Origin of the sequence: Sphingobium sp. AS12, from assembly GCF_019097845.1 — a bacterium.
Taxonomy (GTDB): Bacteria; Pseudomonadota; Alphaproteobacteria; order Sphingomonadales; family Sphingomonadaceae; genus Sphingobium.
The window spans coordinates 71,308-83,363 of record NZ_JAHRGM010000024.1 but is presented as its reverse complement, the minus strand read 5'-3'; the positions used below and the strand labels follow the sequence as shown (position 1 = coordinate 83,363).

Sequence of the window (12,056 nt, the reverse complement as noted above, 5' to 3'; positions counted from 1 at the left end):
CATAGCCGCATTTCCTTTCCACTTCCTCCCCGGATTCGCCCCTGTGCCGGGATGGGACAGGGAGAAGGGCGGGGGTTAACGTGGCGGTGAAATCGGCTCTTTTGAGCGGCCATCATTCCCTTGCTTGGCAAAGGTGCGCGGGGTCCGCTATGCGTGGGTCATGCTGCTACAACCCCATAGTCTCGCGCTGATCGGCAATACGCCGATGGTGCGCCTTGCCGGCCCCTCCGATGCGACCGGCTGCGATATTTTCGCCAAGTGCGAATTTGCCAATCCCGGTGCTTCGGTGAAGGACCGCGCGGCTTTGTTCATCGTCAATGATGCTGAGGAGAAAGGGCTGCTGAAGCCCGGCGGCACCATTGTCGAGGGGACGGCGGGCAATACCGGCATCGGCCTGGCGCTGGTCGCCAATGCCAAGGGGTACAAGACGATCATCGTCATGCCCGAAACCCAGAGCCGCGAGAAGATGGATACGCTGCGTGCGCTGGGGGCGGAGCTGGTGACAGTGCCGGCTGCGCCCTATTCGAACCCCGGTCACTTCGTCCACACATCGCGCCGCCTTGCGGAGGAAACGGAAGGGGCGATCTGGGCCAACCAGTTCGACAATATCGCCAACCGCAAGGCGCATATCGTCGGCACTGCCGAGGAAATCTGGACCCAGATGGAGGGCCGGATCGACGGTTTCACCTGTGCTGCGGGCACCGGCGGCACGATTGCGGGCGTGGGATTGGGCCTCAAGGCCAAGGATGAGGCGATCACCATTGCGCTTAGTGATCCGCATGGCGCGGCCCTGTATCAATATTATGCCTGCGGCGAGCTGAAGGCGGAGGGTAGCTCCGTTGCCGAAGGGATCGGGCAGGGCCGGATCACCGCCAATCTGGAAGGCGCGCCGATCGACACGCAATTCCGCATTTCCGACGAGGAAGGTCTGGAATGGGTCCGCCGCCTGCTCGCCGAGGAAGGGCTGTGCCTGGGTCTGTCGTCAGGCATCAATGTCGCAGGTGCGGTCGCGCTGGCGCGGCAATTGGGGCCGGGCAAGCGGATCGTGACGATCCTGTGCGATACGGGGTTCCGCTATCTGTCGACGCTCTATGACCGGCAATGGCTGGAATCTAAGGGCTTGACGGTCTTTCCCTGGCTGGCGCAGACTGCATGATCGCCGACACGGGTCGCGGCGAAGAGCATAAGAGCGCAGGCATGGCTGAAACACCCCGCCGACTGGAAGGGTTGCAGCGCGTCCAGATCGGGCTGACCGGTCTGGCTGGTGTCGTGTTGCTGGTTGGGTTGGCCAATATCGTCATCGACAAGGCGCGGCAGGATGATGCCGCGCTGCCACCGCCGGTGGTGCCGACGCTGTCGTCCACCAATGCCGTGTCGCCCAAGGATCCGCTTGCTGAACTCGGTGTGCAGCCCGCGCCGGAACAGGCACCGGTCGTGCCCGATCTCCAGCCCGATCCCAATCTGCGCAAGCCGATGGACCGCGATCCGCAGCAGCGCTGAATGATGGGCGGATGAGGGTACCGCGCCGCCTGACGATTTTTCTTGTCCTGTTGCTGCCCGTCCTAGCGGCGCTGATGGCGGGGCTGGCGCGTGCCTGGCGATCGGGCGGGCAGGCTGATCCCTGGAACTGGGCCTTGCCCGCGGCGCTGATGGTCGCGCTGATGGCGCAATTGCTGGCCAGGGATTTATGGCGGTGGCTGGTGTGGATCGCGGTTGGCGCGGCCGGGGCGGCGTTGATTTTCTGCACGATCGCGGCGGCGCGTCCGCCTGATCCCTGGGCGGCTGTGGGACTGTTGCTGGTGATGCTACTGGCGGGGTTTGGCAGTCGGGGGATCCGTGATGGCAAGACACGATTGATCGGGATCGGGCTGCTGGCGCTGGCCGGCTTGCTATTATGGCGCGGCCCGGCGCAACCGATCGCATCGGTGGCTCAGCGGCCAGCGTTGGCTGTCATTACCGCGTTGCCCTTGTTTTGGGATAAAGCGGGACTGGCTGACGCGCCGATCATCACCCTGCTGCGTACACGCTTTACGGTGCGGCCTTTGGATGATCCGCGCGCCTTGGCCAAGTCGGGCGCGCGCGCCCTGCTATTGGCGCAGCCGCGCGCGATGACGCCCGACCAGTTGGTGGCGATCGATACATGGGTGCGGGCGGGCGGCACGGCACTGGTGCTGGCTGATCCATCACTGCGCTGGCCGTCCGATCTGCCGCCCGGCGACCGGAGGCGCGCGCCATCGGCCAGCCTGATCGACCCGCTGTTGCGGCATTGGGGAGCGGTGCAGGACGCACTGGTGGAGGCGGAGACGCGGCAGTTTCTGGACGATGGGCGGCTGGTGACCCTATTTGGAGCGCAATCATTCAAGGCAGGCGGAGCATGTGCGGCGGAGCAGGGTGGCGGGATTGTCCGTTGCCGGGTGGGGCAGGGGGGCATCGTGCTGGTGGGGGATGCTGATCTGATCGATGACCGGCTTTGGCTTGCCGATCCGGCCCGTCCGCTCGACCCACGGGCATGGGCGGCGGATACGCCTGCGCTGGTGGCGCAATGGCTGGGCGGACCGATAACGGGCGAACGGCGCTGGTTGCGGGCTGGGAGCGATGTGGTTCTGGGGCTGCGCTGGGCGTTAATCCTTGGGATAATTTGGGCGATGGTGGGAATGGCGCTGTTCAGCCGAACTGGACAGCGAGCTGGACATAGTGCCGATGGGAACAAATCATGAAAATATGCTGGAAATGCCGATGAAAATCAGTTAGACCCATTTTCTAACGACTGATCCCAGTTTCTCCCGACTTTTCCCTTTTCAGTTGCCCCCTTGCTTGATAGGTAATCAGCAATTGGGGTTAATCAGGTGTTGGCGATTCCTGCGGGCCGGATATCCATTCAGTGATTCCGGCGACGGGTGGCCTGTGCCCCGCATGAAAGGGGCGAATTTCCAGCGTGTCGGACGTCATTCTCTATTCGGGCAACGCGTTCAGCGTCGCGGACGGCAAGGGCCGTTTCGTGCTGCCCCTAGAGATGCGCAAGCTGGTCCGTCAGGCCAGCGGCGATGAAAATCGCCTGTGCCTGTCCGTCCACATGGACAATGGCTGCGCCACCGGCTTTGGCCTGTCGCACAAGCGCTTCCTGTTCGATGAGGTTGCCGAACTGGAACGGCTGGCGCGCGAGGCTAACCGGCCCTTCAACGGCGATCTGGAACGCGAAAATCGCCTCGGCACGATCGAGGACGTCAATTTCGATGATGGCGGCCGCTTCTTCCTGCACCCCGATATCAAGGATGAAGCCGGCATCACCGACGTGGCGTTCTTCTATGGCGTGGGCCGCTATTTCCAGATCTGGAACCCGCAAGCGCTGGTCGAAAGCCCCGATCGACCGGCGCTGATCCGTAACAAGGTGAAGCGCTGGCTCGATGCGCGCGCGGCGGAGGGCGGCAAGTGAGCCTGCCCGACGCTGATACTGCGCCGCATATCCCGGTTCTGCTCGACGAAGTTCTCCGCGCCCTGGCCATTACCCCTGGCGAGATTCATGTGGATGGCACGTTCGGCGCAGGCGGCTATTCGCGGGCGATGGCGCTGGCTGGGGCGAGCGTGTTTGCGCTGGATCGCGATCCCGATGCCATCCGTGAAGGGCAGGCCTTGGCTGACGCGCATGGCATCACGCTGATCGCTGGCGAATTTTCGCGCATGGCGGAATTGCTGGCGGAGCGCGGCATTGAGAAAGTGTCGGGCATCACGCTCGATATCGGCGTGTCGTCGATGCAGCTCGACCGGGCCGACCGGGGCTTCTCCTTCCAGTCCGATGGCCCCCTGCTCATGACCATGAGCCAGGACGGGATGAGTGCCGCCGATTTCCTGAACAATGCAACGGAGGAGGAGATCGCCAATGTCCTCTACCGTTATGGCGAGGAACCGCGGTCGCGCCGGGTCGCCCATGCCATTGTCGATGCGCGCCCGCTGGAGCGCACGGGGCAGCTAGCGCATGTCATCCGCCGCGCGCTGGGCCACAAGCCGCACGACAAGAAAGACCCCACGACCCGCGCATTTCAGGCGATCCGCATCCATGTGAATCGCGAGCTGGAGGAGCTGGAGCGCGCGCTGGAGGCGGCCGAGGCGCTGCTGGAAGAGGGCGGGCGGCTGGCCATCGTCAGCTTCCACAGTCTGGAAGATCGCATCGTCAAGCAATTCCTGCGCAACCGCAGCGGCGGCGAGGGCGGCTGGTCGCGGCACATGCCCGAAAAGCGCGCCGCCGACGCGCCGACCTTTGCCAAGCCCGCCAAGGCGGTGCGCGCGGGTGAGGCGGAACTGGCGCGCAACCCCCGCGCCCGATCCGCCACGCTGCGCAGTGCCATCCGCACATCTGCCCCTGTTTCGTCCTCCGGGAGTTCCCGCTCATGATCGCCGTCAAAAGGTTGCAGAGCCTGATCTGGGTGTTGCTGGTCGCGCTGGGCGCGCTGGGTGCTTATCTGGTGTCGCTGAAGGTCGCGACCGAGCGCAACGAGTTGATGCAGGTGCGGATGCAGGTTGCGCGGGCGAAGGGCGATATTCGCTATCTGGAGACCGAATTCAGCGCGCGCGCGTCGATGCGGCAGCTGGAAAGCTGGAACCAGCATGACTTCATGTATGGCACGCCGACTGCCGGCCAATATCTGGCCGGTGAGCGGGCGCTGGCGCAGCTGGACGGGGTGCAGCCCAACGGGCCGGACTATGTCGCCCCGCCGGTGATGGTGGCGATGGTCGAGACCCCTGCTGACCTGCCGTCCGCCCCGCAGGCTGCGCCTGCCAGTCCCGCCGCGACCCAGATTCGCAGCGACATTGCCGTGATCCGCGAGGCGCACGCCGCCGACAATGTTGAGAAGCTCGCCAAGCCCGCGCCCCGCACTCCGGCGGTGCAGGCAAAGGTGGATGCCGACGTGTCGAAGCCCAATCCGGTCGCGCGCAAGGCGGAGCGGATGGCGATGCTGGACGCCAAGCTGCTGGACGACAGCACGCTGGGCGAATTGAGCGCCACCGCGGCGCGCGAGCGCAAGAAGGGAGCGCGCTGATATGGCCACGATCATCGTCCAGCCCGGCGGGGCGCGGGCGGGAAGGCAGCGGGTCAGCCTGACCGCCATCGCCCATAACCGGCTGATGTTGCTGCTGATCCTGTTCATGGCGGTGACGACGGTATTGATCGGCCGGCTCCTGTGGGTCGGCGTTTTTGCGCATGGCGCGACCGGGGACGATGCCCTGTCGGCATTCCTGCCTGCGCGCGCCGATATTGTGGATCGCAACGGCGTGCCGCTGGCGCGGACGATGGACGCCTATTCGGTGGCGGTGCGCCCGTCCAAGCTGATCGGCGAACCGGCCGAACTGGCGCGCAAGCTGCACGAGATTTTCCCCGACGAGGCCGAGGCGGCATTCTACAAGAAGCTGACCGGTCGGGGCTGGGCCTATCTGCGCCGCCGCGCCATGCCGGAGCAGGTGGCGGCGGTGAATGCGCTGGGCGAAATCGGCATCGAATTTCCGCGCGAGAAAGAGCGGCTCTATCCGCAGCGCACGCTGGCGGCCCATGTGCTGGGCTTTGCACCCAATGCTGAAGGCGTCGGCGGGATGGGCGTGGAGGCGGCCTTTAACGACCGGCTGACCGATGCGGCGCTGCGCGGCCAACCCTTTGCCATTTCGATCGACAGCCGGGTGCAGGGCGCGCTGGAAAGCGAGCTTTACGCCCAGATGGTCGCGCAACACGCCAAGGGTGCGGGTGGCATCATATTGGATGCCAATACGGGCGAAGTGATCGCCATGGCCTCCATCCCGGTGTTCGATCCCAACAAGCTGCAAAATTATGCGGGCAAATCGTGCAGCCAGTCGCCTTTGTGCAACCAGATGGTGCAGGCCCGTTATGAGCTGGGGTCGACCTTCAAGCCGATCTCGATCGGAGCGGCCATGGACCATGGCGTCGTGACGTCGATGAGCAAGCGCTATGATGCGACGGCGCCCATCTCGATCGGCGGTTTCCGCATCAAGGACGATCATGCGCTGGGCCGCTGGATCAACGTGCCCGACACGCTGGTCCATAGCTCCAACATCGCGACCGCGCGCATCGCCGACGAGATGGGCGCGGCACCGATGCAGCAGATTTTCCGCGCGCTCAAATTCGACCAGCGTGCGCCCATCGAACTGAAGGAACAGGCCGGGACGATCTGGCCCAGCAATTGGGGACGGATCACCACCATGACCGTATCCTATGGCCATGGCATTGCGGTCACCCCGCTGCATCTGGCCAGCGCCTATGCCGCGCTGGTCAATGGCGGCATGTATCGTCCCGCGACGCTGCGCAAATTGAAGCCGGGCGAAGCGCCGGAAGGACAGCGCGTCTTTTCCGCCGCCACCAGCGCGCGGATGCGCCAGCTGTTGCGATTGATCGTTGCGGCGGGTACAGGGCGTAGCGCCGACGCCACGGGTTTCCGGGTGGGCGGCAAAACGGGTTCCGCCGAGAAACCTGAGGATGGTCGCTATAATAAGAGTTCGCTGGTGACGACATTTGCTGCCGCTTTCCCGATGGATAATCCGCGCTATGTCGTGCTGACCATGATGGATGGCGCGACCAGCGCGATCGGACTGCGCACCGCCGCCTGGACCGCAGCGCCCGTGGTCAAGCGGGTGATCGAGCGCACTGGCCCGATGCTGGGCGTGATGCCGGACGAGCGCCGCGACGTCGATATTTCGGACCTGACGCCATTGCTGTGGAAGCCCAAGGGAGAAGCTGAATGACGCGCCTTGGCGGGCTGATCGACGGGCTGGATGCGGCGGTGAGCGACGGTGCGGCGCTAGATGCCAACGTCACGGGTTTTGCCATCGACAATCGCAAGGTTGCGCCCGGCACGGTGTTTGGCGCATTCCAGGGGCTGCGCGTCAATGGCGAAGATTATATTGCCGACGCGGTGAAGGCGGGGGCGATCGCGGTCGTTGCCCGGCCTGAGGCCAAGGTCGACGGCGCGATCCATATCGCCCACGCCAATCCGCGCCGCCTGTTCGCGCAACTGGCCGCGCGCTATTTTGCGCCCTTTCCTGACGTGACGGTGGCGGTCACCGGCACCAATGGCAAGACCAGCACGGTCGAACTGACCCGGCAATTGTGGCGGATGATGGGCTATCATGCCGCGTCGATCGGCACGCTGGGCGTCACCACATCGGTCGATCAGGTATCAACGGGCCTCACCACGCCGGACATCGTCACCTTCCTGTCGAACATGTCGGGTCTGCGCCGCGAGGGCATCACCCATGCGGCGTTCGAGGCGTCGAGCCATGGGCTGGCGCAATATCGCACCGAAGGGTTGCCGGTGCTGGCGGGCGGTTTCACCAATCTGTCGCGCGACCATCTCGACTATCATGGCGACATGGACAGCTATTTCGACGCCAAGATGCGGCTGTTCGACGAGGTCGTCGGCGCGGACGGCGCGGCGGTCGTGTGGGCGGATGACGCCTGGTCGGACAAGGTGATTGCACGGGTTGATGCGCGTGGCCTGCGGTTGCTGAGCGTCGGGGAGAAGGGTGAGGCGCTGCGGCTCGTCACGCGCACGCCGACGCAACTGGGGCAGACGCTCGGCATCGAGGCGCCAAGAGAAGGTGGCGTCACGACGTATAAGGTCAATCTGCCGCTGATCGGGGCTTATCAGGCTGCCAATGCGCTGACGGCGGCGGGGCTGGTCATTGCGACTGGTGGCGACGTGGCGAGGGTGCTGGAACTGCTGGGCCGGGTGCAGCCGGTGCGTGGGCGGCTGGAACGGGCGGTCATCAGCAAGGCGGGCGCACCGGTCTATGTCGATTATGCCCATACGCCCGACGGCTTGCGCGCCGCGATCGAGGCGTTGCGGCCGCACACCAAGGGCAGACTGATCGCGCTGTTCGGCGCGGGCGGGGATCGCGATGCGGGCAAGCGGCCATTGATGGGGCAGGTTGCGGCGGAACTGGCCGATCATGTCATCGTGACCGATGATAATCCGCGGTCGGAGGAACCGTCTGCGATCCGGGCTGCCGTGATGGCGGGTGCGGCTGGCGCGCAGGAAATTGGCGGGCGTCGCGCGGCTATCGCTGCTGCCATTGCGCTGGCCGGGGCTGACGACATCGTGCTGCTGGCGGGCAAGGGTCATGAGCAGGGGCAGATTATCGGTGACCGGGTGCTGCCGTTCGATGACGTGACGGTGGCGCGGGAGTGCGCGGGTTGAGTGATCTCTGGACCTCCGCCGAGATCGCCGAGGCAACGGGCGGCGCCGTGTCGGCGCCGTTTGCCGTTTCGGGCGTGGCGTTTGACAGCCGCGAAGTCACCGGCGGCGACCTGTTCGTCGCGATGAAGGGTGAGGCGACCGACGGACATAAATTCATCGGCAAGGCCTTTGCGCAGGGGGCGGCAGGCGCGATCGTCAGCGAGCCGGTCGATCATCCGCACATCTTGGTGCGCGACAGCGCCGCCGCGCTCGAAGCATTGGGCCGCGCGTCACGCGCGCGGATGGGTGGCAAGGTGATCGGGGTCACCGGATCGGTTGGCAAGACGGGGACCAAGGAAGCGCTGTTTCAGGCGCTGGACCGCGCGCATCCGGGGCAGGTCCACCGGTCGGTCAAAAGCTACAACAACCATGTCGGCGTGCCGCTGAGTCTGGCGCGGATGCCGCGCGATACGGCATTCGGCGTGTTCGAGATGGGGATGAACCATGCGGGCGAACTGGCCGCGCTGACCCGGCAGGTGCGCCCCCATGTCGCGATCGTCACTGCCATCGCGCCCGCCCATATCGAATATTTCGGCACCGAGGCGAAGATCGCCGAGGCCAAGGCGGAGATTTTCGAGGGGCTGGAGCCGGGCGGCACGGCAATCATCCCCTATGACAGCCCGCATGTGGCGCTGCTGTACAACAAGGCGGAACGGCACGCCGCCAATATATTGACCTTCGGCCTGAGTGACGAGGCGGATGTTCATGCGCGCGAGACGGTGCCAGCGCCCGATGGCGGCACGCTGGTGACGGCGAAGCTGCCGGATGCGGAACTCTGCTTTACCGTGGCAGCGCCGGGCGATCATTGGGTGTCCAATGCGCTGGCGGTGCTGGCGGCTGTGTCGGCGGTCGGCGGCGATCTGGCAGCGGCGGGGCTGGCGCTGGCGGAAATGCCCGGGCTGCCGGGCCGGGGCGAGCGGCGCATAGTGCCGGTCGCGGGCGGCGAGGCGCTGCTGATCGATGAAAGCTACAACGCCAATCCGCTGTCCATGGCCGCGACGCTCAAGCAATTGGGGCGTGAAACGGCCGATCGGCGCGTTGCCGTGCTGGGCGGAATGCGCGAGCTGGGCGCGCGCAGCGCTGAATTGCACGCCGATCTGGCCGGGCCGCTGGAGGCGGGACAGGTCGATTACGCCATCCTGGTCGGCGCGGAAATGGCCCCGCTGGCCGATGCGCTGGACGGTAGCATGGCCTATGCCCATGTCCCTGACACGGCGAGCGCCATAACCCTTTTGACCACTGACATGCGCGCGGGCGATGCTATCCTCGTCAAAGGCTCCAACGGCATCGGGCTGTCCCGGCTTGTCGCGGCGCTTGGCGAACGCGCCCGCGACGGAGAGACCCACTGATGCTCTACTGGCTGGCCCAGACCATGGATTTTGCGGGCGGGTTCAACCTGATCCGTTACCTGAGTTTCCGCGCGGGCGCGGCGATCTTTACCGCTTTGTTTATCGGCCTGCTGATCGGTCCCAAATTCATCGGCTGGCTGCGGGTGCGGCAGGGCAAGGGGCAGCCGATCCGCACCGACGGGCCGCAGACCCACCTGGCCAAGCGCGGCACGCCGACCATGGGGGGGCTGATGATCCTGACCTCCATGGTGGTGTCGGTGCTGCTGTGGATGGACCTCAACTCCATTTATGTCTGGGCATGCCTGTTCGTGACTTTGGGCTTCGGTGCGATCGGTTTTCTGGACGATTATGACAAGGTGACCAAGGCCAGCCATAAGGGGTTGTCGGGCAAGGCGCGGCTGTTGTTCGAATTTCTGATCGCGGGTTTTGCCGCCTGGCTGATCGTGTCACAGCATGGCAATACCGCGCTCTATGTACCTTTCTATAATGGTCCGGCGATCGAGCTGGGGCCGTTCTATTTCCTGTTTGCCGCTTTCGTGATCGTGGCGTTCGGCAATGCGGTGAACCTGACCGATGGGCTTGACGGGCTGGCGACCATGCCGGTCATCATCGCCTGTCTTGCCTTCATGCTGATCGTCTATCTGGTGGGGCGCGCGGATTTTGCCGAATATCTGGGGATCCCGCATGTGCCGGGCGCGGGGAACCTTACGATATTGTGCGGGGCGATCATTGGTGCGGGACTGGCATTTCTGTGGTTCAATGCGCCGCCAGCCGCCGTGTTCATGGGCGACACCGGGTCGCTGGCGCTGGGCGGGACGATCGGCGTGATCGCGGTGACCGCGCATCATGAAATCGTGCTGGGCATCATCGGCGGACTGTTCGTGGTGGAGGCGATGAGCGTCATCATTCAGGTGTTCTTCTACAAGCGCACCGGCAAGCGGGTGTTCAAGATGGCGCCGATCCACCATCATTTCGAGCAACTGGGCTGGGCTGAACCGACCGTGGTGATCCGTTTCTGGATCATCGCCTTCATCCTGGCGCTGGCCGGCCTTGCGACGTTGAAGCTGCGATGATCGTTTCGGACGCCTTTAAGGGCAAGACCTATGCGGTGCTGGGGCTGGCGCGGTCCGGCCTGGCCACCGTCGATTGCCTGTCGGCCAGCGGCGCGCGGGTCGTGGCATGGGACGGGCGCGAGGAAGCGCGGGCGGCGGTTGCGGGCAAGGCGGAGCTGGGCGATCCGATGGAGATCGACCTCACAGGCTTTGACGGCATCGTCGTGTCGCCGGGCGTGCCGCTTAATCGCCATCCGATCACGATGCGCGCGAAGCTGGCTGGCGTGCCGATCATCGGCGACATCGAACTGTTCGCGCTGGCCCGCCCCACGCTGCCGCCGCACAAGGTGGTCGGCATCACCGGCACCAACGGCAAGTCGACCACCACGGCGCTGATCCACCATATCATTGAACAGGCCGGTTATCCCACGGTGATGGGCGGCAATATCGGCCTGCCGGTGCTGGGCCAACCGCCGCTGGAGCCGAACCTGAAAGGGCCGGGCGTCTATGTGCTGGAACTGTCGAGCTATCAGATCGACCTGACGCATAGCCTGGACTGCGATGTGGCGGTGCTGCTGAACATCACGCCCGATCATCTCGATCGCTATGACGGGTTTGACGGCTATGTTGCGTCGAAGGCGCGGCTGTTTGCGATGCAGTCGGCGGGCCATGTTGCGGTGGTCGCGGCGGAGGATGAATCGAGCCGGGCGATCGCCCACTCCATCCGTCATCCCGGCGAAAGCCGGGATCCCGTTTCTTCTGGCGCGCCCGAAGAAAAGAGAGATCCCAGCCTTCGCTGGGATGACGTGAAAGATGTGGCGTCGAGTGAGATCGATCCCGTCGCCCAACTGACCTGGCCGGCATTGCAAGGCCCGCATAATGCGCAAAATGCTGCGGTAGCGATTGCTGTCGCGCAAGCGCTGGGCATTGATGAGGCGACGATCGCTAACGCGCTCGTCAGCTATGCCAGCCTGCCTCATCGGATGCAGGCGGTCGGCACCCGCAACGGTGTGCTCTACGTCAACGACAGCAAGGCGACGAACGCCGCCTCCACCGCGCCCGCGCTCGCCGCATGGCCTGCGATCGACGGACGTCCACGCATCCACTGGATACTCGGCGGGGTCGCCAAGTCCGACAATCTGGACGAGTGCGTGCCGCATTTCGGCAATGTCGCCCATGCCTATACGATCGGTGAGGCGGGGCATATGTTCGCTGACCTGCTTCGCGGGACTATGGCGGTGGACGATAGCGAGATGCTAAGCGCCGCGGTGCGCCGTGCGGCGCGGATTGCGCAGCCGGGTGACGTGGTGCTGCTGTCGCCCGCCTGTGCCAGTTTCGACCAGTTTCGCGATTTCGAGGCGCGCGGCGATGCTTTTGTCGCGGCCGTCGCAGCACTGGAATAGGGTGATGGCGGGGCA

General features: G+C 64.9%; 11 protein-coding genes. All 11 read left to right on the top strand.

The window, feature by feature from the left end:
* The first annotated feature begins 160 nt into the window (after positions 1-160).
* The gene (locus tag KRZ98_RS09250; protein ID WP_217673278.1) at positions 161-1,156 is read left to right on the top strand and encodes a cysteine synthase A; all 996 of its coding nucleotides are present in this window, start codon (positions 161-163) and stop codon (positions 1,154-1,156) included.
* Entirely contained in the window at positions 1,153-1,500 is a 348-nt protein-coding gene (locus KRZ98_RS09245; RefSeq protein WP_254798222.1) for a hypothetical protein, read from the top strand. The genes KRZ98_RS09250 and KRZ98_RS09245 overlap by 4 nt, the downstream gene beginning before the upstream one ends.
* An 11-nt stretch (positions 1,501-1,511) precedes the next feature.
* Entirely contained in the window at positions 1,512-2,717 is a 1,206-nt protein-coding gene (locus KRZ98_RS09240) for a GldG family protein (RefSeq protein ID WP_254798221.1), read from the top strand.
* Positions 2,718-2,935: 218 nt separating this feature from the next.
* The gene (locus KRZ98_RS09235; protein ID WP_217673277.1) at positions 2,936-3,433 is read left to right on the top strand and encodes a division/cell wall cluster transcriptional repressor MraZ; all 498 of its coding nucleotides are present in this window, start codon (positions 2,936-2,938) and stop codon (positions 3,431-3,433) included.
* Positions 3,430-4,389 (top strand): 16S rRNA (cytosine(1402)-N(4))-methyltransferase RsmH, encoded by a 960-nt coding sequence (gene rsmH, locus KRZ98_RS09230; protein WP_217673276.1) that lies wholly within the window; start codon positions 3,430-3,432, stop codon positions 4,387-4,389. Before KRZ98_RS09235 ends, rsmH begins: the two co-directional genes overlap by 4 nt.
* Positions 4,386-5,036, top strand: a complete 651-nt coding sequence (locus KRZ98_RS09225) for a colicin transporter (RefSeq protein ID WP_217673275.1) — start codon at positions 4,386-4,388, stop codon at positions 5,034-5,036. The genes rsmH and KRZ98_RS09225 overlap by 4 nt, the downstream gene beginning before the upstream one ends.
* 1 nt (position 5,037) lies before the next feature.
* On the top strand, positions 5,038-6,744 hold the full coding sequence (locus KRZ98_RS09220) for a penicillin-binding protein 2 (RefSeq protein ID WP_217673274.1): 1,707 nt from the start codon (positions 5,038-5,040) through the stop codon (positions 6,742-6,744).
* Positions 6,741-8,198, top strand: a complete 1,458-nt coding sequence (locus KRZ98_RS09215; protein ID WP_217673273.1) for a UDP-N-acetylmuramoyl-L-alanyl-D-glutamate--2,6-diaminopimelate ligase — start codon at positions 6,741-6,743, stop codon at positions 8,196-8,198. The genes KRZ98_RS09220 and KRZ98_RS09215 overlap by 4 nt, the downstream gene beginning before the upstream one ends.
* Positions 8,195-9,586, top strand: coding sequence for a UDP-N-acetylmuramoyl-tripeptide--D-alanyl-D-alanine ligase (gene murF, locus KRZ98_RS09210; protein ID WP_217673272.1), 1,392 nt, complete (start codon positions 8,195-8,197; stop codon positions 9,584-9,586). The genes KRZ98_RS09215 and murF overlap by 4 nt, the downstream gene beginning before the upstream one ends.
* The gene (gene mraY, locus KRZ98_RS09205) at positions 9,586-10,659 is read left to right on the top strand and encodes a phospho-N-acetylmuramoyl-pentapeptide-transferase (protein ID WP_217673271.1); all 1,074 of its coding nucleotides are present in this window, start codon (positions 9,586-9,588) and stop codon (positions 10,657-10,659) included. Before murF ends, mraY begins: the two co-directional genes overlap by 1 nt.
* Entirely contained in the window at positions 10,656-12,041 is a 1,386-nt protein-coding gene (gene murD / locus KRZ98_RS09200; protein ID WP_217673270.1) for a UDP-N-acetylmuramoyl-L-alanine--D-glutamate ligase, read from the top strand. Before mraY ends, murD begins: the two co-directional genes overlap by 4 nt.
* The last annotated feature ends 15 nt before the right edge of the window (positions 12,042-12,056 follow it).

What these genes read in the sequence shown, in the direction of transcription:
- KRZ98_RS09250 (WP_217673278.1), top strand. Translation starts at nt 161, where the DNA reads ATGCTGCTACAACCCCATAGTCTCGCGCTGATCGGCAATACGCCGATG.
- mraY (WP_217673271.1), top strand. Translation starts at nt 9,586, where the DNA reads ATGCTCTACTGGCTGGCCCAGACCATGGATTTTGCGGGCGGGTTCAAC.
- KRZ98_RS09220 (WP_217673274.1), top strand. Translation starts at nt 5,038, where the DNA reads ATGGCCACGATCATCGTCCAGCCCGGCGGGGCGCGGGCGGGAAGGCAG.
- KRZ98_RS09245 (WP_254798222.1), top strand. Translation starts at nt 1,153, where the DNA reads ATGATCGCCGACACGGGTCGCGGCGAAGAGCATAAGAGCGCAGGCATG.
- KRZ98_RS09215 (WP_217673273.1), top strand. Translation starts at nt 6,741, where the DNA reads ATGACGCGCCTTGGCGGGCTGATCGACGGGCTGGATGCGGCGGTGAGC.
- KRZ98_RS09240 (WP_254798221.1), top strand. Translation starts at nt 1,512, where the DNA reads ATGAGGGTACCGCGCCGCCTGACGATTTTTCTTGTCCTGTTGCTGCCC.
- murD (WP_217673270.1), top strand. Translation starts at nt 10,656, where the DNA reads ATGATCGTTTCGGACGCCTTTAAGGGCAAGACCTATGCGGTGCTGGGG.
- KRZ98_RS09225 (WP_217673275.1), top strand. Translation starts at nt 4,386, where the DNA reads ATGATCGCCGTCAAAAGGTTGCAGAGCCTGATCTGGGTGTTGCTGGTC.